Source organism: Streptomyces canus, from assembly GCF_030816965.1.
Taxonomy (GTDB): domain Bacteria; phylum Actinomycetota; class Actinomycetes; order Streptomycetales; family Streptomycetaceae; genus Streptomyces; species Streptomyces canus_E.
In genome coordinates, this window is sequence record NZ_JAUSYQ010000002.1 from 6,159,747 (window position 1) to 6,184,209 (window position 24,463).

A 24,463-nucleotide genomic window follows, 5' to 3' on the forward strand; every position below is an offset into this window, starting at 1 on the left:
TCATTCGCTCGCAGCCGTAGAAGCCTGCGCCTCGCCGCGCCGGTGGATCTGGCGGAAGGTGAACTCGGCCAGGTTGTCGCCGATGCTGAAGACCGCGGTGTCCTTCTCCGTGACGTTCTTGCCGCTGGCGAAGCCGGCGATGGTGAAGTAGGCGTAGCGGCCGTAGGAGTTCGAGGTCGTGCGGCAGATCGCGGAGTTGCAGAAGGCCTTGACCGCGCCGCCGGACAGCGACTTGACGATGTCCTTCTTGGTGTTGACCTGGCTCTTCGCCTTCGCCGCCTGGGCCTCGGTGTCGAAGACGGCCACGCCGACCGTCACCGAGACGCCGTCCTTGGTGTAGCTGACCCGCATGAACTGGGTGCAGCTGTTGGCCTTCAGGATCTTCCCGAGGCTGGGCTGGACCGTGTCGCCGGCGGCGCAGTTCTTCGTGTCGGCCGTCGTCCCCTTCTTGTACACGGTCGAACCCATGGTCAGCTGGGTGCCCGGGAAGAGGATCTGCGCGCCGAGCGGGGCCGTGTCCTTGGCCTTGCTGGCGATGAAGTCCCTCGGGTCCAGCGGCGGCGGGGCGCTGGTCGGTGCGAACGACGGCGTGGTCCCGGTCGCGCTCGGGATGTCGGCGGTCGCCGGCAGTGACGAGGTCGGCTTGTTCGCCTCGTCGTCGCTGTTCGCCGATACGACAGCCATCGCCACGGCGGTGCCTATCGCGACCGTGGCGACCGCGCCGCCGACGATGAAGAACAGCCGACGGCGCCTGTTGCGGATCTCGGAGGCCTCGGCGAGCGCGGCCCAGTCCGGAGTCTGCTCGCCCCCGTCGCTGCCCCACGGCTGCTGTGACTGCGGTTTCCAGGGATCCCACTGGGACGGGGGTCCCCCCTGCTGCCCAAAGCTCATGGGGCGCATCTTAGACGGGGGGCGGGAGGTGCTGTGGGGCCTGTGGACACTGGCCCGGGGACCTTTCCGGCAGGGGTGCACATCTCGGTCCCCGAGGTGCTGTGACGCTTGCCGCTGCGGACTCGTTTTGACCCGTCCGGGGCGGCGCGGGTAACCTTGCGGTTTGTTATGCGTATCGGCTTGGTCGTTCTCACGCGAGAGGCCCTTACGTAGGTTCCCTGGAGCAGTTACCAGTGGGCGGCATACGGGCAGCGTCCCCGGCATTGTCGTCCCCAGCTGCACGATCGCTTCAGTGATGCCATGTGTCAGCACCCATCCACTGAAGAAGAAGGCTGCGAAGTGCGTACGTACAGCCCCAAGCCCGGCGATGTGACTCGCCAGTGGCACGTCATTGACGCTCAGGACATCGTCCTGGGCCGTCTGGCTACCACCGCTGCGAACCTCCTCCGTGGCAAGCACAAGCCGACCTATGCCCCGCACATGGACATGGGCGACTTCGTCATCATCATCAACGCCGACAAGGTTCACCTGTCCGGCAACAAGAAGACCCAGAAGCTGGCGTACCGCCACTCCGGCTACCCGGGTGGTCTGCGCTCCGTCCGTTACGACGAGCTGCTGGCGAAGAACCCCGAGAAGGCCGTCGAGAAGGCCATCAAGGGCATGATCCCCAAGAACTCCCTGGGCCGTCAGATGCTCACGAAGCTGAAGGTCTACTCGGGCGACCAGCACCCGCACGCTGCCCAGCAGCCGGTGCCGTTCGAGATCACCCAGGTCGCGCAGTAGTTCCGGCCACACCCCCCAAGACAGAAAAGAATCTGAGGAGCATCGTGGCCGAGACCACCGCTGAGCAGCCGGTCGAAGAGACTGAGACCGAAATCGTCGACATCGACAGCTACACCACCGAGTCCGAGGTTCCCGTCGAGGGCGAGTACACCTCGGAGTCCCTCGCCGGCCGCTTCGGCGACCCGCAGCCGGCCGCCGGCCTGGGCCGCCGCAAGAACGCCATCGCGCGCGTTCGTATCGTGCCCGGCACCGGCAAGTGGAAGGTCAACGGGCGCACGCTCGAGGACTACTTCCCGAACAAGGTCCACCAGCAGGAAGTCAACGAGCCCTTCAAGGTGCTCGAGCTCGACGGCCGCTACGACGTCATCGCCCGCATCTCGGGTGGCGGCGTCTCCGGCCAGGCCGGTGCCCTGCGCCTCGGCGTGGCCCGCGCGCTGAACGAGGCCGACGTGGACAACAACCGCGGCGCGCTCAAGAAGGCCGGCTACCTCCGCCGCGACGACCGTGCGGTCGAGCGCAAGAAGGCCGGTCTCAAGAAGGCCCGCAAGGCCCCGCAGTACAGCAAGCGTTAATCTTCGCTGCCTGTTCTGCTTCGTACCTGCTCGTACCTGCGAGTCAGCAGTACGTCCGTTCGCCCCGGCGGCACGCCACAGTGCCACCGGGGCGTTCGTTTATCACGGCCTTAGGCGTATAACGGCACAAGGCGCTCAAAGGCTCATGTGATCGGATGATCTCCGTAACTGACGCTTCCTCAGGAGGACAAGTGGGACGACTCTTCGGCACGGACGGCGTGCGCGGTGTCGCCAACGCGGACCTGACGGCCGAGATGGCGCTCGGCCTGTCGGTCGCGGCGGCGCACGTGCTGGCCGAGGCGGGTACGTTCCAGGGCCACCGGCCGACGGCGGTGGTCGGACGGGACCCCCGCGCGTCCGGAGAGTTCCTGGAGGCCGCCGTGGTCGCGGGCCTCGCGAGCGCCGGCGTGGACGTGCTGAAGGTCGGTGTGCTGCCCACGCCCGCGGTGGCGTATCTCACGGGTGTGCTCGGCGCCGACCTCGGCGTCATGCTCTCCGCCAGCCACAACGCCATGCCCGACAACGGCATCAAGTTCCTCGCGCGCGGCGGGCACAAGCTCGACGACGAGCTGGAGGAGCGCATCGAGGCCGTCTACGAGGAGCACAAGCGCGGTGAGCCCTGGGAGCGGCCGACCGGCGGCGGTGTCGGCCGGGTCCGTGAGTACACCGAGGGCTTCGACAAGTACGTGGCGCACCTGATCGCCGTACTGCCGAACCGCCTCGACGGGCTGAAGATCGTTCTCGACGAGGCGCACGGTGCCGCCGCCTGGGTGTCGCCCGAGGCGTTCTCACGGGCCGGCGCCGAGGTGATCACCATCGGTGCCCAGCCGGACGGGCTCAACATCAACGACGGTTGCGGCTCCACGCATCTCGGACCGCTGAAGGCCGCCGTCGTCGAGCACGGGGCGAACTTCGGCATCGCGCACGACGGGGACGCGGACCGGTGTCTCGCCGTCGACCACACCGGTGAGGAGGTGGACGGCGACCAGATCATGGCCGTGCTCGCGCTCGCGATGAAGGACCGGTCGGCGCTGCGGTCCGACACCGTCGTCGCGACGGTCATGTCGAACCTGGGGTTCAAACTGGCGCTGGAACGGGAGGGGCTCCGGCTCGTCCAGACCGCCGTGGGCGACCGGTATGTGCTCGAGGAGATGAAGGAGCACGGGTACGCCCTCGGGGGTGAGCAGTCCGGGCACGTCATCATCCTGGATCACGCCACGACCGGGGACGGGACGCTGACCGGGCTGATGCTGGCGGCTCGCGTGGCGGAGAGCGGGCGGTCGCTGAAGGAGCTGGCTTCCGTGATGGAGCGGCTGCCGCAGGTGCTGATCAACGTGCCTGACGTGGACCGGTCGCGGGTTTCGACGTCCGGGGAGCTGGCGGCGGCGGTGACGGAGGCTGAGCGTGAACTCGGGGCCACCGGACGGGTGTTGCTGCGGCCGTCGGGGACCGAGCCGCTGGTGCGGGTGATGGTCGAGGCCGCGGACATCGATCAGGCCCGGTCGGTGGCGGGGCGGTTGGCCGATGCGGTGAAGTCGGCGCTCGGCTGAGTTGCCGGGCGGGCGCGGGAAGGCTGATACCGCCCCGCGCCCCTAAGGGCGCTTTCGCCAGAGCCACTTCTGGAAGAGCAGCGTGCCGGTGCCGGCCAGGATGATGCCCAGCAGGTTCAGCAGGAGCTGGTTCGTCGAGCCGACCGTCTGACTGGTGTCGCCGTAGGCCAGGGCGATGGCCGCGTTCGCCGCCGCGGGGACCGTGGTGACCGAGATGGCCACTCCCACCAGGGCCCCCGACTTCGCCGAGGTCAGGCTGAGGGTGCCGGCGATTCCCGCCAGGACCGCCACCACGAACGAGAAGGCGTCGGGGGCGTAGACGAAGGCGGTGTTGGGGCGGTCGCCCTCCAGGTCGGACTTGTGGAAGAGGTTCAGGGCATCCATGAACCAGGTGAAGCCGACCGTCACCGCCATCGCCACCGCGAAGCCCACCAACAGGGCGATCAGCGAGCGCACCGCCAGGCGCGGGTGACGCTGGACGATCGCCGTGCTGAGGGCCGCCAGGGGGCCGAACTCCGGGCCCACCGCCATCGCGCCCACGATCAGGATCGCGTTGTCCAGCACCACACCGCAGGCCGCGATCATCGTGGCCAGCGTGATGAACGCGAGGTAGGTGATGGAGAGCGTCGACTCCTCGTGCGTCGCGTCGGTCAGGTGCTCCCAGAGGACCGCGTCGACGCCTTCGCCGGGTGCGTCGTCCTCGGCCTTGTCCGCGCGCTCGGAGAGTGACAGGTCGATGTTCTCGACGGCGATGGAGCCGGTCTTGTCGAGGTCCAACTTCCTTAGGGCGCCGATGAGTTCGTCGCCCGCCTCGCGGGCCACGTCGCACATCACGACGTCGCCGGCGGGGTTGCGGGCGGCTCCCGGCATCACGACGAGGTGCGTGGCGCCGACCGTCTTCTCGATCAGGCGGACCACGTCGTCGGTCTTCTCGGCCGGGGCGATCAGGCGCAGATGCAGCATGACGTCTTTCTAACAGGCGCAGGTCAACTGGAGTACGCCAACAGGGGTACGGCCTTCAGAGCTTGCGGAGGCTGAGCCTGCGCACCTTGTGGTCCTGGCCCTTGCGGATGACGAGGGTGGCGCGGCCGCGGGTGGGGGCGATGTTCTCCACCAGGTTGGGTTTGTTGATGGTGCGCCAGAGGGTGCGGGCGTAGTCGACCGCCTCCTCCTCGGAGACCTGGGTGTACTTCCTGAAGTACGAGTCGGGGTTCTGGAAGGCGGTCCGGCGGAGCTTCTTGAACCGGCTGAGGTACCAGCGCTCGATGTCCTCGGCGCTCGCGTCGACGTACACGCTGAAGTCGAAGTAGTCCGCGAGACCGACGCGGGTGCGGCCGTCCGTGCCGGGGAGGGCGGGCTGCAGGACGTTGAGGCCCTCGACGATCAGGATGTCGGGGCGGCGCACGGTGAGCCGCTGGTCCGGGACGATGTCGTAGATCAGGTGGGAGTAGACGGGGGCGGTGACCTCGTCCTTGCCCGCCTTGATGTCGGCGACGAAACGGGTCAGCGCGCGGCGGTCGTACGACTCCGGGAAGCCCTTGCGCGACATGAGCCCGCGGGCCTCCAGCTCCCGGGTGGGGAGCAGGAAGCCGTCGGTCGTGACCAGCTCCACACGCGGGTGCTCAGGCCAGCGGGAGAGCAGGGCCTGGAGGAGACGGGCGACGGTCGACTTCCCCACGGCGACCGATCCCGCGACGCCTATGACGAACGGGGTGCCCGACTGGGAGCCCTGTTCGCCCAGGAAGGTGTTCAGGGCGCCTCGGAGGCCGTCCGTGGCGCCGACGTAGAGGTTGAGGAGCCGGGACAGCGGGAGATAGATGTCCCGCACCTCGTCGAGGTCGATGACGTCACCGAGACCGCGCAGCTTCTCGACCTCTTCGGCGTTCAGCGGGAGCGGCGTCTTCTCGCGCAGCGCGCTCCACTCGGCGCGGGTGAGGTCGACGTAAGGAGTCGCCTCCGGCTTGTGCCGGTGGGCGCTCCGGGGCATCGGGGAGACCGGAGAGATCACAGTCCATTGTTAACGGAGTTTGAACGGGGTGGGGGGTGGGGTGGGTCACGTCGGGCTGTGGGGGCTGTTTCTTCATGATCACGTCGCCTGAGCACCTTCGGAGCGCTCACTTGTTGTGGCACATGAAGGAGGCCGCACATCAGGTGTGTGCGGCCCCCAGTCGGAGTCTGTTCCGTCGAGCGGGTCAGCTCAGGTTCTGCCGGCATTCCGCGAGGGCGAACTCGCCATAGCTGTCCGCGATCTTCTCTATGAGTCCGCCGTCAAGCACTCCTGGGTTCCAGGCGAAGACGGGGTACTCGCCGTCCTCGTCAGGCTGGGAGGTGTCGAGGACTACGACGCCCCAGACGTCGTCGTGCATGACGACCAAGAAGTGCTGGGGAAGCCGCAGCGCGGCCCGGTCCTCCCTGGTGTGGGCGGGAGCGCCCAGCAGTTCCTCCCCTCTGGCAGGTGTCCGGTACACGCCGAGGAACTCGGTAGGCGGGACCTCCCACGTGCCGAATTCCTCGATGAGCCGCCGATAGGAGGGCGGGAAGACGAGAGCCATCTCCGCTTCCGCTCCGGCGATCATCTCCGGAGGGCAGCCGGCGCCGTGCTGAGCCAGGTCCTCGTTGTCACGCACAAGGCTGATCACCTGATCAGCCGCCCGCAGAGCCTTCGTCATGAGAAGTCCTTCGCCGTGGGTCGGCTGTGATGGGAGAGGTGTGTCGATGGAGCCCTTCACCAGTAGTTGACTGAAACTGGTTGTCTGCTGACGATGTGTCACCGTAGTCGGGATGGCCGTTCTCCACCGCCGCGATATCCGGAATCGGGCACGAAGTGCCGTGTTCCGACGGCCTCCGGCCCCTAGGCTGCCGCGTATGTGCGGAATCGTGGGATACGTGGGGTCGCAGTCGGCGCTCGATGTCGTGATGGCCGGGCTGAAGCGACTGGAGTACCGGGGGTACGACTCGGCAGGCGTCGCCGTGCTGGCGGACGGCGGGCTGGCGGCGGCCAAGAAGGCCGGGAAGCTGGTCAATCTGGAGAAGGAGCTGGTGGACCGGCCGTTGCCGACGGGGCTCACCGGTATCGGGCACACGCGGTGGGCCACACACGGCGGGCCGACGGACGCCAACGCGCATCCTCATCTGGACAACGCGGGACGGGTCGCAGTCGTCCACAACGGGATCATCGAGAACTTCGCCCTGCTGCGGGCCGAGCTGGAGGACCGCGGACACGAGCTGGCCTCCGAGACGGACACGGAGGTGGTCGCGCACCTGCTGGCCGAGGAGTTCTCGGTGACGGCCGACCTTGCGGAGGCCATGCGGCTGGTGTGCCGGCGGCTGGAGGGGGCGTTCACGCTGGTGGCCGTCCATGCGGACGAGCCGGACGTCGTCGTGGGCGCGCGCCGGAACTCGCCGCTGGTGGTGGGCGTGGGGGAGGGGGAGGCGTTCCTGGCGTCGGACGTGGCGGCCTTCATCGCCCACACCCGCTCCGCGATCGAGCTCGGTCAGGACCAGGTCGTGGAGCTGCGGCGCGACGGCGTGACCGTCACCGGCTTCGACGGCCGCCCCGCCGATGTCCAGCCGTACCACGTCGACTGGGACGCCTCCGCCGCGGAAAAGGGCGGCTACGACTACTTCATGCTCAAGGAGATCGCCGAGCAGCCGAAGGCGGTCGCCGACACGCTGCTCGGCCGTATCGACGCGGCCGGGTCCCTGACGCTGGACGAGGTCCGGATCTCCGCCGCCGAGCTGCGGGAGGTGGACAAGGTCGTCATCGTGGCCTGCGGTACGGCCTTCCACGCGGGGCTCATCGCCAAGTACGCCATCGAGCACTGGACCCGTATCCCCTGCGAGGTGGAGCTGGCGAGCGAGTTCCGCTACCGGGACCCGATCCTGGGCCCGCGGTCCCTCGTGATCGCGATCTCCCAGTCCGGGGAGACCATGGACACGCTCATGGCGCTACGGCACGCCCGCGAGCAGGGTTCCAAGGTCCTGGCGATCTGCAACACCAACGGATCGACGATCCCCCGGGAGTCGGACGCGGTGCTGTACACGCACGCGGGGCCCGAGGTCGCCGTGGCGTCGACGAAGGCGTTCCTGACGCAGCTCGTGGCGTGTTACCTGGTGGCGCTGTACCTGGGGCAGGTGCGCGGGACCAAGTGGGGCGACGAGATTTCCGCCGTCGTCCGGGACCTGTCGCACATCTCCGGTGAGGTCGAGCGTGTGCTGGAGACGATGGAACCGGTGCGGGCGCTGGCGCGGTCACTGGCCGACAAGAACACCGTGCTGTTCCTCGGGCGCCACGTCGGGTATCCGGTGGCGCTGGAGGGCGCGCTGAAGCTCAAGGAGCTCGCCTACATGCACGCCGAGGGCTTCGCGGCGGGGGAGCTGAAGCACGGGCCGATCGCGCTGATCGAGGCCGATCTGCCGGTCGTGGTGGTCGTGCCCTCGCCCCGGGGGCGGTCGGTGATCCACGACAAGATCGTGTCCAACATCCAGGAGATCCGGGCCCGGGGTGCGCGCACGATCGTGATCGCGGAGGAGGGGGACGAGGCGGTGGTGCCGTACGCCGATCACCTGATCCGGATTCCGGCCACGCCGACCCTGCTGCAGCCGCTGGTGGCGACCGTGCCGCTGCAGGTGTTCGCGTGCGAGTTGGCTACGGCTCGGGGCAACGAGGTGGATCAGCCGAGGAACCTGGCGAAGTCGGTCACTGTGGAGTAGTCGGCTGCCCGGTCCGGTAGAGGTTGCGGGCGGCGTGGAGCAGCCAGAACTCCAGCGCGAATCCGGCGATCGCGGCGATACCGATCGCGGGTTCGTGGATTCCGTTGACGAGGAGGGCGACGAGGAGCACGGGCCACAGCGTGGCCAGCGCGGTCACGAAGACGAAGTGGCCCGACACCCGCCCGGACGAGCCCGACGCCCTCCGGCCTTCGGTCTGCTGGGAATCGTCCGCCGGGGTCCGCGGGGCGGGGGCCGTCCGCTCGCGCGGCTGAGGGATCTCCTCTGCCGGGCGGGCCGGAAGGGGCACGACCGCGGCGGCGGGAACAGCCTTGTCCAGTACGGCGATCCGCTCGGCCGTGACATCCCCGTACAGGGTCGGCTCCACGGCCACGCGGAAGCCGTCGAGGCCGGTCAGGCACCGGGCCCCGTCGGGGCGGGTGGTCATCGCGGCACAGCCGTCGTACCGCACGGTGACCAGGCCGCCCGGCGTCGACAGCGTCACGCCCGCCTCCCCGATGATCAGCGTGACGTCGTCGTCCTCCAGGGACGGGTGCAGGGTGCCGGAGACCCCGGACGGCGAGAACTGGGGGGCCGGGGTGAGGCCCGCCCAGTCGGCGCCCCGGGACGGCACCTGGAGCAGCCCGCCGTCCCACGCCTCACGGGCGACCTCGCGCAGGTCGGCGACGCCGACCGCCTCGAGTTCGGCCCGGTGCTGCTCAGGAGTCATGATCGGGTGGCCGACCAGCAGGCTGAGCGCGTACGACGGCAGCAGGGCCGCGCCGAGATCGGGGACGTCGTAGCGCTTGAGCAACTTCCCGCGCGCGGAGTTCAGTTCGGCCTGTTCGATACGGCCCGCGCGCAGCCGGGCGAAGACGTCGACGAAGCCGCCGACCGCGGCGTCCTGCTTCTGCGGCAGCGCGTCGGCGTACGCGGTCAGGGTGGCGAAATCGGCGTCGCGCGGGGAGTAGTCGGCCTCCGCCGAGTACGAGTAGCCGCCTTTCTGGCGCAGATCCTGGAAGAGGGCGCGGCCCAGCACCTCGGCGAACACGGAGGCCGCGGTGGAGCGGCGCAGGACGGAGGTGAAGACGAGGTGGCCGTCTTCGCCGCGGAGGTAGGCGGGCGTGACGGGAAGTGCGCTGGACGGGGCCGGGGTGGGGAAACGGCGGCCGGCGGGCAGGCTGAGGTCCAGGCCGTCGGGTACGCGGTCCGCGATGAGGAACAGCACGGCGTTGTCCCGGGTGAAGCGGGTCTCGGCCCAGTGGCGCACCTGGTCGGACGTCAGGGTGCGGGTGCCGTGTTCCTCGTAACTGGACAGGCCGTAGCCCTGGGCGCCGTACCGCCAGAGCGGCATCTGGGACAGGGCACCCTGCCCGCGGCTGCCCGCCTCCGTGCGCAGGATCTCCTTCTCCGTCTCCAGACGGTCCATCGGCAGGTCGCGCAGCGCCGCGCAGACGCTGTTGAGGTACGTGACGACCTCGTCCTCGGCGCCGGTGACGTGGAAGAGGGTGTAGGTGCTCGCCGTGGCGCCGTTGTAGTGCAGGTCGGACAGGCCCAGGTGGTACAGGGCGAGGTGCTCCACGAGATGCGTGATGCCGGAGGTGGGCAGGGTCTCGTCGGCATGGCCCACGCGGAAGACGAGCCCGGCGGTGATCTCGCCGGGGCGGGGGGCGAAGAGGGCGGGGATGCCGTGGACGGTGGTGTGGCGGACGATGCCGTCGAGAACACCGAGGGCGGTCGCGGAAGTGTCGTGCGTGGTCATGGGCGTCTCCTCCCTCAGAGTGTCGCCAGCGCGGCGGTGCGCTGCTGCGTGAACCGGGTCTTCCAGTCGGGCAGGTACCGCCAGAAGGACTCGGAGGCGGTGTCGCCGAGGGCGGTGAAGTGCCGGGCGGCGTCCCCGAGATGGCCGCCGAGGGAGAAGGCCAGGGCGAAGGTGCTGTGGCTGCCGGTCCAGTGCCAGTCGCGACGGTGGTCGGGGTGCAGGACGGACGCGCGGGCGGCGCGGCGCAGTTCGTCGCGGACCGATACGTTCCGCAGGTACTCCGCGGCCTGGGTGCCTTCCAGATCGGTGCAGTGCTCGATGTGGGCCTCTGCGACCAGTACTCCGGCGTGCGAGCCGTCCGGTGCGGCGTTCATGCACTCCCGGGCGAAGCCGTGCGCGGCCTCCCACGAACCGCCCCACTTGGGGCACAGTTGCTGCAGCAGGTGCGACTGCGCGCGGAAGTGGTGCGGGTGGTGCTCCGCGAGCCGGTCGTAGCGCCGCCGGGCCTCGGACTGCCCCAGCGCCAGCCCGCGGGCGGTCGCCAGCCGGGCGGTCCACGCCGGGACGTACGCCGGATGCTCCGCACACACCTCGATCAGCAGCCGCTCCGCCTTGCGCAGCCAGTCGTGGAACTGCTCGGCCCGGTCCCACGGGACATCCTCGCCGCGGGCGTGACCGCGGGCGCGCCAGCCGAGGTGGATGTACCGCTCGGCGAGAAGGGTGCGGGGGAGAGGATCGGTGGGCTGAGCCTTCGCGGCCTTCTCCAGGAACCACTCGGTCCGTTCGACACCGGCGAGGAGCGCTGCCGCGAAGGAGACGTCGACGGGGGAGGGGATCTTCTTGAAGAAGGCCTGCGTGGTTTCCCAGTCGCCGTCCCAGGCGGCGGTGCGGAGCGGGGCGAGTTCGGGCACCGCGTCGAACGGGTCGGTCACCGGTGGTCTGGCCCCGCCGACAGCACTTTCGCCCATACGACGGTCCCCCTGGTCTGGTCGATACGCGGTGCTGCGCAGGCTAGCAGGAGGGGTTACGCGGGGTTACTGAGATTCGGGGTCCGCCTTGAGGGCGTTGAGGAAGGCGAAGAAGGGGGTGGGCGGGAAGGTGAGGGTGGCGGTGGTGGGGGTCTTGGAGTCGCGGATGGATATGTGGGTGGGGTGGGTTGCGATCTCGACGCAGTTGTTGCCGTCGTCCGGACCCGAGTAGGACGACTTCCGCCAGTTCTCCATGGATGGCCTCACAGCTCTTTCGCCAGCCGGTTGATGAAGTCGCGCGACTGTCCGGGGTCGAGTGATACGGCTTCCACTTTACGGAAGCGCGTTCGAAAGGCGGTGAGTTGAGCCTCGGAGTCGATGAAGGCCGAGCCATGGGGCACGTCACGCACCACGGTGTCCAGTTTGGGAAGAGGGCCACCGGCATACGTCATGGTGCTGGCGGCTGAGGCGAAGCCGTCCAGGTCGAAGGGGATGACACGAATGGTGATGTTGTCCGCTTCGGAGAGTTCGAGGAGCTTGAGGAGCTGGGTTCGGGAGGCGGCGCGGTCGCTGACCCTGATGCGCAGGGCCGACTCGTGGATCACCGACTCGTACGAGAGGGTGATCTGCTGGCGTCTCATCCGGTGCCGGACGCGCAACGCGAGCTCGTCATGGGTGAGTTCGGGAACCCTGGCCGAGAAGACGGCCCGGGCGTAGTCCTCCGTCTGGAGCAGCCCCGGCACGTACAGGATCGCCACCTCGTGCAGGAATGCGGCGTGGTGTTCCAGCTCGGCGAGGTCCAGGAACGAGGTGGGTAGCTGCCCTCGGTACTCCTCCCACCAGCCGCGTGTCCGGTCGGTGGCCATCGCGACCAAGGCGTCGATGAACTCCTGGTCCGTGCAGTCGTAGTGGGATGCGAGGCGGCGTAGCCGTTCGTCGCTCACGCCCGCGAGTCCGGATTCGATCTGGGTGATCTGGACCCGGTTCGCCCCAAGTAGCGCCGCTGCCTCGATGGTGGTGAGTCCGGCCCCCTCGCGGAGCCGTCGTAACTCGACCCCCAGGCGCATTTGACGCGCAGTTGGTTCGCGCCTCAGGACCATCGGTTGCTCCTTGGATCAACATGCCCGCTGATGTGGCTCGTTCGGGGGCAGGTTACGCGATGCGCTTGCTATGTATTACATGAAAGCCCTACCGTCGGTGACGTAGCGCACACTCTGCGGAAGCGCACCGCTCCGTCCTGCCATGACGGCCCGGCACTGCCACCGCGCGCAACCAACCATCAGGCGAATCGGAGTTGACGTATGCCCGAAAACGAACCCTGGGAGTACACGCTGTACATCCCCAACGACCTCCGAGCCGTCACCGTCGCCCGCCGCACCCTCCTTCTGATCCTCACGATGCACGGCCTGATCCGCCTGACCGACACCGCCGAGCTGCTCGCGGCCGAGCTGGTCTCGAACGCCGTACGGCATACGAAAGGGCCGGCCGCGCTGCGGGTGCGTTGGTCGGCGGGGGTGCTGCGGATCGGGGCGTGGGACGCGGATCCTGAACCTCCGGAGCCGCCCGGTGAGGTGGGGGTGCTGGGGGAGGAGGGGCGGGGACTGGCGTTGGTGCGGGCCTGCGCGGATCTGTGGGGGTGGCAGCCGTTGGCCAGACACGGCAACCGGGGGAAGTACGTGTGGTGCGAGCTGGCCGCGGCCTGACCGGCGCGGGGTCAGATGTGCGACTCGGGAGGGAAGCCGGTCCAGCGCAGTTCGGTGGGCAGGTGCCGCATGTCGTTGGAGACGAGGACGGAGGCCGCTCGGCCGGGCGCATAACGGATGACCGTGAGCGCCGCGTTGCCGTGGTTGAGGCCGAGCCAGCGCCACTTCGGGGCGTGCATGGAGTCCCGGACGAGCCAGGCGACGAGGAAGTTGTGGGTGACGATCAGTTCGTGCCGGTCCTCCTCGCCGTCCACCGGTCCGGTGAACAGGTCGAGTGCCTGGAGGGCCAACGCAGCGCCCTGCTCCCGCTCGTCCTCGGTGGTGTCGGCGAGGAAGCGGAGGTAGAAGTCCGCTGCTTCGGGCGGGAGTTCGTCCCTCTGGGGTACGTAGGGCACGTAATCACCCGCGACTTCTGAGACGAGTAGGGGGACCTTCGCCAGTTGGTCGTGGATCAGACGAGCGGTCTGTGCTGCCCGCGGCAGCGGACCGTGATGCACGGCCGTGAAGGGGATGCCCTGGAGCCGTCGGCCGAGCAGTGTGGCCTGCCGTTGGCCGGCCTCCGTCAGCCCGCTCTCGTCCGGCAACGCCTCGCCGTGCCGGGCGAGATAGAGGTAACGGGTGGCTGTGCCGGTCATCGCAGGCTCCTCTGTGAGCGATCTCCTCGACATGTATATCTGGCGTGATCATGGTCACTTTGGCCTGGGCAAAGATCGTGAGGCTCTTGTGGGACTCGTAAAGACCGCTTAAAACTCTCTTCGTTCTTGATTCATGAACGTGGGGGGTCCCGTGCGTCCGGCACGTCCGCTTGGCGTCGCTGCCGCCTTCGGGCTGGCCGCAGTCCTGACCGTCCTGTGCGTGGGCGGATGCTCGGCCGACCCCAAGGGGGCGGCCCCTTCGCCGACGAGCTCGGAGTCCCCGACGGCGGATGCCCTCAAGGCCCAGCCCTCGGTGTCCCCCTCGCCGAGCGCATCCCCCTCCGCGTCTGCCACGCCTTCGCCCTCCCCCACGTCCGCCCCGACGCGGCGGACCCGGACTTCCTCGTCTCAGGTGGGTGGGTCCGGCGGATCAACCGGTACCGGCGGTTCCGGTACGACGGGCGGCGGTTCGGGTGGCGGGTCCGGTACCGTCCCTCAGAACCCCAACCGCGGCCCGACCCCTCCGCCCGCACCGCCCCGGCCGTCCCCCACGCCGGAGTGGAGTTCGGGTGCCTGGCAGCCCGGCGATCCCGTGGAGACGACCGCCCCAGTGATGACGCCCGGGCAGGGGTGACCTGCGAGGGGGACGTTTCGGCGCTCTCGAAAGGGTGAACGTACTCCGGGTTTTCGGATGGGCCGGTCGGTGATCGATCTACCTTGCGCACAGGGTCACATCAGCTCACGAGGGCATGCACCGGATCTTTCTGGAGCGGCCCGAGATTCTGGGGTCCGTGTTCGATGTGCTGGGTGTCCCGTTGTCCGCGAAGGCGACCGTGGATGCCGTCACGACGGACGTGACGGAGGCCCGGCCGCTGGAGCGGCGTGTGGACACCGTGTTGCGCATCGGCCCGTCCGACGGTGAGGACTTTCTGCTCGCCATCGAGTCGCAGTCGGGCAAGGTCGCGGGCAAGGAGGCGAGTTGGGCGTACTACGTCGCCTACCTCCAGGCGAAGTTCCGTCTGCCTGTGTTGCTGCTCGTGGTATGTCAGGACCGGCCCACGGCCAAGTGGGCCGCCGGTCCCTTCGACTGCGGCACGCGCGGCTGGACGGCCTTGCGGGTGTATCCGCTGGTCGCGGGGCCCGACAACCTGCCGGTGATCACGGATGCCAGGACCGCGGCGAAGAACCTCGCTCTGGCCGTGCTCTCCGCCCTGGCACACGCCCGCAACCCCGACTGCGACGCCATACTGGAGGCGATCAGCAGCGCCCTTCAAGAACTCCGGGAGACCGATCCCGACACCGCCGAGTACTTCTTCGACTTCCTGGAAGTCACCCTGGGCAAGACCCCAGCCGGAGAGAAATGGAATCGGATCATGTCGTTCGTCAGCTACTTCCCCGGCCGTGGGACCGTTCGTGAGACGGCCTATCTGGAAGGAAGGACGGAAGGTGAGGCCAAGGGGATCCTCTCCGTGCTGGAGGTGCGCGGCATCCCCGTGACCGACAGTGTGCGCGAGCGCATCACCAGCTGCACCGATCTCGACCGCATGGACGCCTGGCTGGAGCGTTCCCGCACCGTCGAGCGTGCCGAGGACCTGTTCACCGAGGATGGAAATGCCGACACTGCGAGCTCGTGACCGGCGCCGGGCGGATCGTAAAGTGCCCGGATGAGCATCATCGGGGTCGGTATCGACGTCGCCGAGATCGAGCGGTTCGCGGCGTCGCTGGAGCGTACGCCGGGGATGGCCCGGCGGCTGTTCCTGGACAGTGAGTTGACGCTGCCCAGCGGGGAGCGGCGGGGGGTCGCCTCGCTCGCCGCCCGGTTCGCCGCGAAGGAGGCCCTGGCCAAGGCGCTCGGGGCTCCGGCCGGGCTGCACTGGACCGATGCCGAGGTGTACGTCGAGGACAGCGGGCAGCCCCGGCTGCGGGTCACCGGGACCGTCGCCGCGCGGGCCGCCGAGCTCGGGGTCCGCTCGTGGCATGTGTCGCTCAGCCATGACGCCGGGATCGCGTCGGCCGTGGTGATCGCGGAGGGCTGACCACCGACGCCGCCGTCCCGGCTTTCGGGCGGCATGGACCTGGGAGCCGTACTGCTGAGGCCGACTGCCGCCGCAGCCGGAGGCAGCTTGTGCAGACCCAGTCGCTCTCCTCCTTCGAGGTGATCGTGTTGTCAGTCCCCTCTGTCATCATCCCGCCATGTTGTACGACGCCTTGGTGGCCGAATCCCGTAGGAACGACTCGCTCGACGACGTAAGGTCCGCCGCGCTCGACCGCGTCCGCTGGCTGGTCGACCTCCTGGAACGTCAGCGGTCCGAGTTCCGTCGGTTCATGGGGCTCGCGTTGCGGCGATCCAGGGCGGCGGGCGCGGCGACCCAGGCCGAGATCGACGGGCGGCTCGCGGGCTGCGCGGACGAGGAGGGCAGGGCCGCGGTCCTGTGCCTCATGCTGGCCGCCCGCTTCGACGACAGGAACTCGTGGGAGTACGACGCCGAGATCGAGCCCCTGATCTCGCGGGTGCGCGGCTGGACGCCCGACGAGGTCGCGGTGATGCTGCTGCGCGCCACCGAGTACGCCAAGGGCTACCGGTTCGCCCATGCGCTTGAGCTTGTACTGAACGCCGTCGACCAGCTCGACGCCGACGGCCGCCGTGCGGTCATGCCCTGGCTGCGGCACGCACACACGCAGCTCATGGACATCACCGTCGAGGCGCGCCTGCGCGCGTCGCTGGTCCAGCGCCTCCGCGCGCTGCTCGCGAGCGTGGACGAGGCGCACATCCCCGAGGGACTCATCCCCGCCGACGCTCCCTGGGCCGCCCCGCTGAGGGACCGCGCGAGGACTTCGCCGACGCCGGAACTGGCGGGCTTCGTACGGCACTTGGTCAGCCTGTCGGGGCCGCGTCCCCCGCAGAGATGGCGGAAGACGTGCCTCGAACTCGCGGACGCGGCATCGGCGCGGGATCTCGTGGCCGAGGTTCTGCGGTCGCTGGCCGGGGACGAGGTGCTGTGCAGCACGGACAGCGGTGCGCACACCGGCTGGATCCACGGCGATCACCACTACCACTACGTCGTCCACCAGAACGACGGCGACTTGGCGCGCGGCATCGTCTGGGCGGCAGCGCTGACCGGCGGCCCGGCCGCGGTGCAACACCTCGGCGCGCTCGCCCTGCGGACCGGCGGCCACGGCAACGGCGTGATCGAGGACCTCAAGCTCGCGGGCGCAGCGATCAACGCGCTGGCCGAGACCGGCGATCCGGCCTCGCTGGAGACTTTGTGGCGGTTGCGGTCCCGGATCAAGCACCGGGCTCTGCGCAAGCAGCTCGACACCGCGCTGGTGACGGCAGCAGGGAAGCAGGGCATCACGGCGGAACAGCTCATCGAGCGCAGCGTGCCGGACCATGGCCTGGCGCCGGACGGTTCACTGGAACGGGAGGTGGGCGGACACCGGGTACGGGTGGCGATCGAGGGCGCGGCGACCGTGCGGCTCACCTTCACACGCCCCGACGGGGGGACGGCCCGGACCGTTCCGGCGGCAGTGAAGGACGGCTTCCCGGAGGAGCTCCGGGAGTTGAAGGCCCTGGCCAGGGAGGTGCGGGGGACCCTGTCGGCCGAGCGGGCCCGCGTCGAGGCGCTGATGTCGGCCGGGCGCGAGTGGCCGTACGACGAGTGGTGCCGCTACTACCGCGACCATCCGGTCACCGGAGTTCTCGTCCGCGGCCTGATCTGGGAGTTCCGCGACGTGGGGGATGCCGACGGCGAGTGGCGTGCGGAGGTGCCGGGACCGATGGCCGAGCCGCCCGGCGCGCCCGAGCGCAGCGTCCCCCGCGATGGCGGTCGTACCCGCGTCCGGCTGTGGCATCCCATCCGGGCGTCGGTGGACGAGGTCAGGGCGTGGCGGGAGCGGCTCGTCGCCGAGAGGCTGCGGCAGCCGTTCAAACAGGCCTTCCGGGAGATCTACCTGCTCACCCCGGCGGAGGAGGAGACCGGCGTCTATTCCAACCGGTTCGCCGCCCACATCGTCCACTATCCGCAGCTCTACGCGCTGTTCAAGGAACGCGGCTGGCAGGCCAACTTCCTCGGCCGGCACGAAGGGGGCTACGACGGAAGGGCGCGGGCCGAGTTCGGCGACGGCGAGTGGCGGGCCTGCTTCCACCACGAGCCCGCCGCGGACGACGACGGCGGCTACGCGCCCGAGCACGCCGCGACGGACCAGGTCCGCTTCGAGCGGCGGGACGGCCGGCGCTGGCGGGAGGTGCCGCTGGCGGAGGTGCCCTCGCTGGTGTTCAGCGAGGCGATGCGGGACGTCGATCTGTTCGTGGGCGTGACCTCGATCGCCGCCGATCCCGACTGGACCGACCGGGGCGAGGACCGCCATGCCGCGTACTGGCGCACGACGACGTTCGGTGCGCTGACGGCGAGCGCCGAAGTCCGCCGGGAGGCGCTGGAACGGATCCTGCCGCGCCTGAGGATCGCCGGCCGGTGCTCGCTCGACGGCCGCTTCCTGGTGGTCCGCGGGGACCTGACGACGTACCGGATCCATCTGGGCTCGGCCAACATCCTGATGGAGCCCGACGACGCCTACCTGTGCGTCGTCCCGTCACGCGGCAAGGGCGACGGCAAGGTGTTCCTGCCGTTCGAGGACGACCGGCTCTCCCTGATCCTCAGCAAGGCGTTCCTGCTCGCCGCCGACACCAAGATCACCGACGAGACCATCCTCCGCCAGATCAAGAGGGGTGCCCGATGAGCCTCGCCGCCCGGCTGACGCGCGTACTGACCGGCCCGGACTCCGCACTCGACGACCTTGTGTCCGTGCGGGTCAGAGCGCGTCGACGGCGCTCACCTTCCAGCCGTCGGCCGTACGGGCCATCGTCATCCGCACCCGGTTCAGGTCCACCCGGGAGCCTGAGACCTGGGTGCTCTCGGTCACCTGGTTGACGAAGAGGAGGATCACGGCCCGGTCCGCCGAGGACGAGACCACGGAGACTGCCGGGGAGCCGCCGGTGGGCTGCGCCACCGTCGCCTTCACCACCCCGTGGTACTTCCTGGCTGTCGGCCCGACCACCGTCGTGGTGGTCTTCTGGTAGGTGTCGCGGAAGTGCCCCGTGAGCCGGGCGCGGGCCGCGGCGAAGTCGCGGTCCAGATGCCGGTAGTCGTACGACAGCACGACGGGCGCCGCCTGCCGCGCGGCCGTGACTGCCTGGACCCGGGCCTGTTCGGCCCGCACGTCCTCCCGGTAGTGCCACCCGAGCACGCCGACCGCGGCCAGGCCCGCCGCGAGCAGGACGCACAGGACCGCGTTGAGTCGCCGCAGCGGACCGCGCCGCGTCGCCGAACCGGGGCCGGGCTTGTCCTCCTCCTGCGGCGGGTCCTCCCCGAAGGACTCCGGCGAGGGCTCGGGCGGGTCTTCCCAGCCGTCCTCCTCCGCGGCCTCGACGAGTACGGTGCGTCCGGCGGCCGGTGCCTCGGGCCGCCCCGGGACCTCCTCGTCGGTGGCCGCCGGGCCCGGCTCGCGGTGGCCGCGCTCCGCGCGCTTGGCCGCCGCGCGGGCAGCCGCGGTCATGGTGCGCCGGGTGCCGGGACCGGAGCCGCTGCCTCGGGTGGTCGTCTTCGCCACGGTCTTACTCCTCATGGTGGTACGGCGAAAGGGTGCGGTCAGCCGACGAACTCGACGTCGGAGGTCAGCCAGCGGCCACCCCGGTGCACCAGGTCGAGCTGCAGCCGATAGGTACGGGTCTCGCCCTCGGGCGCGGCGGTGTTGGTCACCTTGCTGTCGGCGACCACGAGGACGCGGGCCGAGTGCTCGTCGGACCGGACGATGCCCGCTTCGAGGACCTGGCCCTCGGAGACGGACTTGTTCTCGGCGACGAGCCTGGTCAACTGCCCGGTCTGCGCGGCGAACTGCTTCTTGAAGTCGCCGGTGGCGTCCTCGAGGACGTTCGCGCTGTCCCGGTCGTAGTGCCGGTAGTCGAGCGAGGTGAAGTTCAGCGCCGACTGGCGGCCCGCGGCCAGGATGTCCTGGCGCCGCTGCTCCGCCTCGCGTTGGTCGTAGCGCTCAACGCTCAGCCAGATCGTCAGGGCGATGGTGAGGACGGTCGCCACGACGAGCCCCACCGACCACGCCCTGCCCGTCAGGGCCCTGCTCATGCCATCGGTCCAACGAGCAGCCATTGCCACGACTCCTTTCCGAACACGGCCTGTTGGCCGCCCGTCGAGCCGATCTCGACGGGCCTTCCGTCCGGGCCGGTGGCAGTGCCGGTCTCCGGGTCGTATGGCGTGACGTACGCCGTCTGGTTCGCACCGCCAGAAGCGGCGGACGCGCCGGGGGCGTTCTGCGCGCCCCGCACCGACGTCTTGCTTCCGCGCGGGGCCGTGCAGCGCGCGTCGGTGTTCGCCCCGCGTGTGCTGGTGTCCGCGGGGTCGCGCTGTGTCGTCCCGTATCCCTGGGTGCACGGCGGCGGGTCGTCGGCGTTCACCACCAGGCCGAAGTGGGTGGTGCCGTCGCCCGGAACGACCGTGTAGCTGCCCGCGACCACTGCCGGGAAGGTGACCAGGGTCTGCTCCACGCCGGGCAGGTGCGCCTGTGTGACCTGGCCGCCGCTGATGAGGTTGGCCAGCAGGACCGACAGCCGTGGTCCGGTGGACTTCAGCAGCGAGTTCACCTGTTGCGCGGCCGGCGTCGCGTTGCCGATCAGCTTGTGCAGGTCCCCGTCGCTCGACTTCAGCTGCGCGGAGAGCGCCGCCAGATCGTGCGCGAACGACTTGATCGACGAGCCCTGGTCGGCCTGCGTCTTGAGGACCTTCCGCGAGTCCTCGATGAGTGAGATCGTCTGGGGCAGCGAGTCGGACGCGGACTCGACGAGCGCGTTGCCCGAGTCCACCAGCCGGCTCAGGTTCGGTCCGGTGCCGGAGAAGGCCTTGCCCAACTCGTCGACGGTGACCCGTAGATCGTCCTTGCCGACCGAGTTCACCAGCCGGTCCAGGCTGAGGACCAGGTCCGTCGTGGGCAGCGGCACGCGGGTGCTGCCGCGGGGGATGGAGCTGCCGTCGAGCAGATACGGGCCGTGGGACGTACGCGGCTGCAGATCGACGTACTGCTCGCCCACCGCCGAACGGTTCGCCACCACGGCGAGCGTGTCCGCCGGGATGTGCGGTGCGCCGTCCTTGATGTCGAGGGAGACCGAGACCCCGTCGGAGCCGGTCAGCCGCAGCGCGCCGACGCGGCCCACCGGCACCCCGCGGTAGGTGACCTCGGCGCCGGAATAGATGCCCCCGGAGTCGGCGAAGTCCGCCCGCACGGTGTAACCGTGGCCCAGGACGGCGTCCACCAGGCCGGTGTACTCGGCGCCGACGTACGACACCCCGACGGCGGTGACGACGGCGAAGGCGAGCAACTGGACTTTGACCGTACGTGTGATCACGGCTGAACCCCCTTCAGCATCAGCTCCGCGAGCGCGAGGTCGATCCCCTCGGGCAGCTCTCCCCGGGTGGTGTAGCTGCTGGTGCACACCGGCGGGCACAGCGGACCGCCGCCGCCCTGCGGGGCCGACGGGGCCGACGGAACCGAGGGGACCGAGGGGGACGGCACACTCGGGACGCTGGGCAGCGCGGTGGGCGTCGGGACGGCCGGCAGGTCCGGAAGACCGGGTACGTCGGGGGCGTCGGGATCCTTGGAGTTGCCGTCGCCGGACGTGCCGGACTCGCCCGCCAGGTTCCCGTAGAGGTCCGACAGATCGAGGTCGGCGGTGATGTCGAGGTTGACGTAGTCGCCCTTGACGGCGTCCACCGCGTTGCGCGGGAACGGGTAGGTGGTCAGCAGTTCAAGGGAGTTGGGCAGATCGTCGCCCGCCTTGTTCAACTGCTGCAGGATCGGCCGCAGTCGCCTGAGGTTCGCGACCGTGTCGTCGTGCGAGGCCGTGACCACCCTGGTGCCCGTCGTGCCCAGCTTCGCCAGGGCGGTGAGCATCTTCGTCAGATCGCGCCGCTGGTCGGCGAGGACCTTCAGGGCGGGCGGCATCGTGTCGACGGCCTCGGCGATCGTCTTCTTCTCCTTGCCGAGCCGCTCGGCGAGCGCGTCGACGGCCTTGAGAGCACGGACGATGTCCGCGCGCTGGTCGTCCAGCCCGCCGACGAACGTGTTCAGCTCCTTGAGCAGCGACCTGACCCGGTCCTCCCGGCCGTTCAGGGCCTTGTTCAGCTCCACGGTGATCGTCTTGAGCTGGGCCACCCCGCCGCCGTTGAGCAGTGCGGACAGTGCGGACAGCACCTCCTCGATCTCCGGGTTGCGGCCGCTGCGGGACAGCGGGATGCGGTCGCCGTCGCGGAGCCGGCCCACGGGAGCGGTGCCGGGCGGGCTGGAGAGCGCCACGTACTTCTCGCCGAGCACGCTGGTCTGGCGCAGCTCGGCGACCGCGTTGGCGGGCAGCTTCACCGAGTCGGCGACCCGCAGCCGTACGCGCGCGTGCCAGCCGTTCAGCCGCACCTTCTCGACCGCGCCCACGGTGACGTTGTTCACCTTCACCGCCGACTGCGGTACCAGGTCGAGTACGTCGCGGAACTCGACGGTGACGTGGTAGGCGTGGCCGTCCGCGGCGGCACCGCCGGGCAGTTGGACGTCGTACCAGCCGTTGAACTCGCAGCCGGTCAGCAGCAGCGAGCCGACGGCCGCCCAGGCGACCGCCCCGCCCTTGCGCAGGGCGCTCACCCGTCGTGCGCTCACGCGTCGTGCGTTCATGCGGCGGCCCCCAGAATTCCGCCGAGGGTGCGGTCGGTGGTGCCGGTCACCGCGGAGCCCTGAGGCACCTTCGGCAGGGAGTCGAAGAGCTCCTTGAGTTCCTTGCAGTCGGGGTTCTTGCCGCCTTCGTCGCCGGTCGTCCTCAGTACGGAGCACAGCAGCGCGGCCGGATCCTGCGCCTGCCGGGCGTTGTTGCGGGTGTCGAGGGTGCCCGCGGACGGGTTGTAGGCGTTGTTCAGGTTCGACAGACCCGTGGGCGCGACTCTCAACAGCTCCTCCAGCGCGGCCCGTTGGGTGACGAGCACCTTGGTCACCTTGCTCAGACCCTTCACGTTCGAGGTCAGCGACTTCTTGTTCTCCTTCACGAAGTGGGACACGTCGCCGAGCGCCGCCGCCAGGTTCCGCAGCGCCGCCGCGAGGTCCTCGCGCTCACCCGCGAGCTGCCCGGCGACGTCGGCGAGGCTGGTGTTGAACGACCGCACGCTCGTGTCGTCGGCGGCCAGCGCCGCAGTGAACACCTGCAGGTTCCGGACCGTGCCGAAGAGGTCCGTGCGGCCGTCGGACAGCGTGGTGACCGCCTGCGAGAGGTCCTCGACCGTCTGGTTGAGGTTCTCGCCCTGGCCGTGGAGGTTGTCCGCGCTCACCCCGAGCAGACGTGACAGCGAGCCGTTCTTGTTGGCGCCCTGGGGGCCGAGCGCCTCGGCCGTCGTGTGCAGACTGTCGAAGACGCGGTCCAGTTCGACCGGTACGGCCGTGCGCTGCTCGGGGATGACGGCGCCGTCGCGCATCGCCGGACCACCGCGGTAGACCGGCAGCAGCTGTACGTAACGGTCGCTGACCACCGAGGAGTTGATGATCGCGGCCTTGGCGTCGGCCGGGACCTTGCGGCCCGCGTCGTACTCCAGCTCCACGCGCACCCGGTCGCCCTGCGGCGTGATCGCCTTGACCTCGCCGATCCGGACGCCGAGGACGCGGACGTCCGAGCCGGGGTAGATGCCGACGGTGCGGGGGAAGTACGCGGTGACGCGCACGGACTCGGAGCGCGGCCACAGCACGTAGGTGAGGGCGGCGACCAGGGCGAGTGCGGTGAGCAGGGCCAGGCGCCTCTTCGGGTTCCTCACTGCGAGCCTCCTGTCCGCGGTGCCACCGGGGCGGCGACCAGGTTCTGGACATAGCTGTCGAACCAGCGGCCGTTGCCGAGGGCGTTGGTGAAGACCCGTACGTAGGGCGCGAGCAGCTCGACGCTCCGGTCCAGGCTGGACTCATTGCGTTCGAGCATCCGCACCACGCGGTTCAGGCCCTTGAGCGCGGGTCCGATCTCCTTCTCGTTGTCGTCGACGAGGCCGGAGAGCTCGATGCCGAGCGTCGCGGAGCTCTTCAGCAGCTTGTGGATCGCCTCGCGCCGCCTGCTGATCTCCTGGAACAGCTTGTCGCCGTCCTTGACCAGCGCGGAGAAGTCCTTGGAGTGGTCGGCCAGTACGCCCGTGACGCCGTTCGCGTGGTCCAGGAGTTCGCTCAGCGCCTTGTCGCGCGAGGCCACGGTCCGGGAGATCTTCGACAGGCCCTCGATGGACGCCCTCACCTCGGCGGGCGAGTCCTGGAAGGTGGTGGAGATGGTGTCCAGGGCCTTCGCGAGCCGGTCGGTGTCGACGGCCTCCGTCGTCGTGGTGAGATCGCTGAACGCCTGTACGACGTCGTACGCCGGAACCGTCCGCTTCAGCGGTATCTCGCTGCCGGCCGTCAGCTGCCCCGGTCCCTTGGGGTGCAGCGCGAGGTACTTCGCGCCGAGGATGGTCTTGATCCGGATCGATGCGCCGGTCTCGGTGCCGAACTCCGGGTCGCCCTTGATCTTGAAGGTGATCTTGACGTGGTCACCGTCCAGATCGACGTCCTCGACCTTGCCGACCTTGACCCCGGCGATCCGCACCTCGTCGCCGGGCTTGAGGCCGCCCGCCTCCGAGAAGGCCGCGCTGTACGTCTCGCCGTCACCGATCAGCGGCAGGCTGTCGGCGTTGAACGCGGCCACGGCCAGCAGCCCGAGGACGGTGAGGCCGACCGCTCCGATCACCACCGGGTTCCGCTCGCGGAACGGGGTCAGGCGCGGGCGGCGTATCCGTATGCGGGGCAGCCTGGGGGGCACGACGCGGACTCTCACCAGGGGTTCC

23 protein-coding genes are annotated in these 24,463 nt (G+C 69.6%); 8 read left to right on the plus strand and 15 right to left on the minus strand.

The features are described from left to right. Positions 1-891, minus strand: coding sequence for a hypothetical protein (locus QF027_RS29435; protein ID WP_307078077.1), 891 nt, complete (start codon positions 889-891; stop codon positions 1-3). 339 nt (positions 892-1,230) lie between these two features. Between QF027_RS29435 and rplM the strand changes: the two genes are divergently transcribed. From rplM to glmM, 3 genes are all read left to right on the plus strand, one after another. Further along, positions 1,231-1,674, plus strand: coding sequence for a 50S ribosomal protein L13 (rplM, locus tag QF027_RS29440; RefSeq protein WP_062047669.1), 444 nt, complete (start codon positions 1,231-1,233; stop codon positions 1,672-1,674). A 44-nt stretch (positions 1,675-1,718) separates the two neighbouring features. Further along, positions 1,719-2,246: a 30S ribosomal protein S9 gene (gene rpsI, locus QF027_RS29445; RefSeq protein WP_306977511.1), complete on the plus strand. Its 528-nt coding sequence runs from the start codon at positions 1,719-1,721 to the stop codon at positions 2,244-2,246. A 191-nt stretch (positions 2,247-2,437) separates the two neighbouring features. Then, positions 2,438-3,796: a phosphoglucosamine mutase gene (gene glmM, locus QF027_RS29450; RefSeq protein WP_306977508.1), complete on the plus strand. Its 1,359-nt coding sequence runs from the start codon at positions 2,438-2,440 to the stop codon at positions 3,794-3,796. 42 nt (positions 3,797-3,838) lie between these two features. Here glmM and QF027_RS29455 read toward each other — a convergent pair whose 3' ends face one another. The 3 genes from QF027_RS29455 to QF027_RS29465 form a co-directional block, all read right to left on the minus strand. Continuing rightward, entirely contained in the window at positions 3,839-4,759 is a 921-nt protein-coding gene (locus QF027_RS29455) for a DUF389 domain-containing protein (RefSeq protein ID WP_307078079.1), read from the minus strand. A gap of 55 nt (positions 4,760-4,814) precedes the next feature. Further along, positions 4,815-5,783 (minus strand): type I pantothenate kinase, encoded by a 969-nt coding sequence (coaA, locus tag QF027_RS29460; protein ID WP_167368201.1) that lies wholly within the window; start codon positions 5,781-5,783, stop codon positions 4,815-4,817. Between the two features lie 205 nt (positions 5,784-5,988). Beyond that, the gene (locus tag QF027_RS29465; RefSeq protein ID WP_307078081.1) at positions 5,989-6,465 is read right to left on the minus strand and encodes an SMI1/KNR4 family protein; all 477 of its coding nucleotides are present in this window, start codon (positions 6,463-6,465) and stop codon (positions 5,989-5,991) included. Positions 6,466-6,661: 196 nt separating this feature from the next. Between QF027_RS29465 and glmS the strand changes: the two genes are divergently transcribed. Beyond that, on the plus strand, positions 6,662-8,509 hold the full coding sequence (glmS, locus tag QF027_RS29470; RefSeq protein ID WP_307078083.1) for a glutamine--fructose-6-phosphate transaminase (isomerizing): 1,848 nt from the start codon (positions 6,662-6,664) through the stop codon (positions 8,507-8,509). Here glmS and QF027_RS29475 read toward each other — a convergent pair. The 4 genes from QF027_RS29475 to QF027_RS29490 all read right to left on the minus strand — a co-directional run bounded on the left by QF027_RS29475 (position 8,496) and on the right by QF027_RS29490 (position 12,336). Then, on the minus strand, positions 8,496-10,268 hold the full coding sequence (locus QF027_RS29475; protein ID WP_307078085.1) for a M16 family metallopeptidase: 1,773 nt from the start codon (positions 10,266-10,268) through the stop codon (positions 8,496-8,498). The two genes, glmS and QF027_RS29475, sit on opposite strands and share 14 nt — an antisense overlap. 14 nt (positions 10,269-10,282) lie before the next feature. After that, entirely contained in the window at positions 10,283-11,236 is a 954-nt protein-coding gene (locus tag QF027_RS29480) for a hypothetical protein (RefSeq protein WP_307078087.1), read from the minus strand. A 66-nt stretch (positions 11,237-11,302) separates the two neighbouring features. Then, complete coding sequence (locus QF027_RS29485) at positions 11,303-11,491, minus strand: DUF397 domain-containing protein (protein WP_307078090.1); 189 nt, start codon at positions 11,489-11,491, stop codon at positions 11,303-11,305. 8 nt (positions 11,492-11,499) lie between these two features. Next, positions 11,500-12,336 (minus strand): helix-turn-helix domain-containing protein, encoded by an 837-nt coding sequence (locus QF027_RS29490; protein ID WP_307078092.1) that lies wholly within the window; start codon positions 12,334-12,336, stop codon positions 11,500-11,502. A gap of 201 nt (positions 12,337-12,537) precedes the next feature. Here QF027_RS29490 and QF027_RS29495 point away from each other — a divergent pair, with 201 nt between their 5' ends. Beyond that, positions 12,538-12,939, plus strand: coding sequence for an ATP-binding protein (locus QF027_RS29495; protein ID WP_307078094.1), 402 nt, complete (start codon positions 12,538-12,540; stop codon positions 12,937-12,939). Positions 12,940-12,950: 11 nt separating this feature from the next. Here the strand turns inward: QF027_RS29495 and QF027_RS29500 are convergent, their stop codons facing one another. Then, complete coding sequence (locus tag QF027_RS29500) at positions 12,951-13,574, minus strand: histidine phosphatase family protein (RefSeq protein ID WP_307078096.1); 624 nt, start codon at positions 13,572-13,574, stop codon at positions 12,951-12,953. Positions 13,575-14,323: 749 nt separating this feature from the next. Between QF027_RS29500 and QF027_RS29505 the strand changes: the two genes are divergently transcribed. The 3 genes from QF027_RS29505 to QF027_RS29515 all read left to right on the plus strand — a co-directional run bounded on the left by QF027_RS29505 (position 14,324) and on the right by QF027_RS29515 (position 18,311). Continuing rightward, positions 14,324-15,208, plus strand: a complete 885-nt coding sequence (locus tag QF027_RS29505) for a hypothetical protein (RefSeq protein WP_307078098.1) — start codon at positions 14,324-14,326, stop codon at positions 15,206-15,208. A gap of 30 nt (positions 15,209-15,238) precedes the next feature. Then, positions 15,239-15,610, plus strand: coding sequence for a holo-ACP synthase (locus QF027_RS29510; RefSeq protein WP_307078100.1), 372 nt, complete (start codon positions 15,239-15,241; stop codon positions 15,608-15,610). Between the two features lie 157 nt (positions 15,611-15,767). Then, a complete protein-coding gene (locus QF027_RS29515; RefSeq protein ID WP_307078103.1) occupies positions 15,768-18,311 on the plus strand; it encodes a DUF4132 domain-containing protein in 2,544 nt (847 codons plus the stop codon). A 72-nt stretch (positions 18,312-18,383) separates the two neighbouring features. Here QF027_RS29515 and QF027_RS29520 read toward each other — a convergent pair whose 3' ends face one another. From QF027_RS29520 to QF027_RS29545, 6 genes are read right to left on the minus strand one after another with little or no spacing between them, the layout of a single operon-like run. Beyond that, entirely contained in the window at positions 18,384-19,181 is a 798-nt protein-coding gene (locus tag QF027_RS29520) for a hypothetical protein (protein WP_307078105.1), read from the minus strand. A 38-nt stretch (positions 19,182-19,219) separates the two neighbouring features. Next, positions 19,220-19,711, minus strand: a complete 492-nt coding sequence (locus QF027_RS29525) for a hypothetical protein (protein WP_307078107.1) — start codon at positions 19,709-19,711, stop codon at positions 19,220-19,222. Then, a complete protein-coding gene (locus QF027_RS29530) occupies positions 19,708-20,985 on the minus strand; it encodes an MCE family protein (RefSeq protein WP_307078109.1) in 1,278 nt (425 codons plus the stop codon). The genes QF027_RS29525 and QF027_RS29530 overlap by 4 nt, the downstream gene beginning before the upstream one ends. Beyond that, positions 20,982-22,268, minus strand: coding sequence for an MCE family protein (locus QF027_RS29535; protein ID WP_307082526.1), 1,287 nt, complete (start codon positions 22,266-22,268; stop codon positions 20,982-20,984). The genes QF027_RS29530 and QF027_RS29535 overlap by 4 nt, the downstream gene beginning before the upstream one ends. A gap of 26 nt (positions 22,269-22,294) precedes the next feature. Next, positions 22,295-23,419 carry an MCE family protein gene (locus QF027_RS29540; protein ID WP_307078111.1) on the minus strand — a complete coding sequence of 375 codons (1,125 nt, stop codon included), beginning with the start codon at positions 23,417-23,419 and terminating at the stop codon, positions 22,295-22,297. Then, a complete protein-coding gene (locus tag QF027_RS29545) occupies positions 23,416-24,396 on the minus strand; it encodes an MCE family protein (protein WP_307082528.1) in 981 nt (326 codons plus the stop codon). Before QF027_RS29545 ends, QF027_RS29540 begins: the two co-directional genes overlap by 4 nt. Positions 24,397-24,463: the final 67 nt, after the last annotated feature.

Excerpts from the sequence above, each read along its gene's own strand:
- QF027_RS29505 (WP_307078098.1), top strand. The coding sequence starts at position 14,324 with ATGCACCGGATCTTTCTGGAGCGGCCCGAGATTCTGGGGTCCGTGTTC.
- QF027_RS29490 (WP_307078092.1), bottom strand. The coding sequence starts at position 12,336 with ATGGTCCTGAGGCGCGAACCAACTGCGCGTCAAATGCGCCTGGGGGTC.
- QF027_RS29525 (WP_307078107.1), bottom strand. The coding sequence starts at position 19,711 with ATGAGCAGGGCCCTGACGGGCAGGGCGTGGTCGGTGGGGCTCGTCGTG.
- glmS (WP_307078083.1), top strand. The coding sequence starts at position 6,662 with ATGTGCGGAATCGTGGGATACGTGGGGTCGCAGTCGGCGCTCGATGTC.
- QF027_RS29510 (WP_307078100.1), top strand. The coding sequence starts at position 15,239 with ATGAGCATCATCGGGGTCGGTATCGACGTCGCCGAGATCGAGCGGTTC.
- QF027_RS29475 (WP_307078085.1), bottom strand. The coding sequence starts at position 10,268 with ATGACCACGCACGACACTTCCGCGACCGCCCTCGGTGTTCTCGACGGC.
- QF027_RS29480 (WP_307078087.1), bottom strand. The coding sequence starts at position 11,236 with ATGGGCGAAAGTGCTGTCGGCGGGGCCAGACCACCGGTGACCGACCCG.
- QF027_RS29500 (WP_307078096.1), bottom strand. The coding sequence starts at position 13,574 with ATGACCGGCACAGCCACCCGTTACCTCTATCTCGCCCGGCACGGCGAG.
- QF027_RS29485 (WP_307078090.1), bottom strand. The coding sequence starts at position 11,491 with ATGGAGAACTGGCGGAAGTCGTCCTACTCGGGTCCGGACGACGGCAAC.
- QF027_RS29455 (WP_307078079.1), bottom strand. The coding sequence starts at position 4,759 with ATGCTGCATCTGCGCCTGATCGCCCCGGCCGAGAAGACCGACGACGTG.
- QF027_RS29515 (WP_307078103.1), top strand. The coding sequence starts at position 15,768 with ATGTTGTACGACGCCTTGGTGGCCGAATCCCGTAGGAACGACTCGCTC.
- coaA (WP_167368201.1), bottom strand. The coding sequence starts at position 5,783 with ATGCCCCGGAGCGCCCACCGGCACAAGCCGGAGGCGACTCCTTACGTC.
- QF027_RS29465 (WP_307078081.1), bottom strand. The coding sequence starts at position 6,465 with ATGACGAAGGCTCTGCGGGCGGCTGATCAGGTGATCAGCCTTGTGCGT.
- QF027_RS29495 (WP_307078094.1), top strand. The coding sequence starts at position 12,538 with ATGCCCGAAAACGAACCCTGGGAGTACACGCTGTACATCCCCAACGAC.
- QF027_RS29435 (WP_307078077.1), bottom strand. The coding sequence starts at position 891 with ATGAGCTTTGGGCAGCAGGGGGGACCCCCGTCCCAGTGGGATCCCTGG.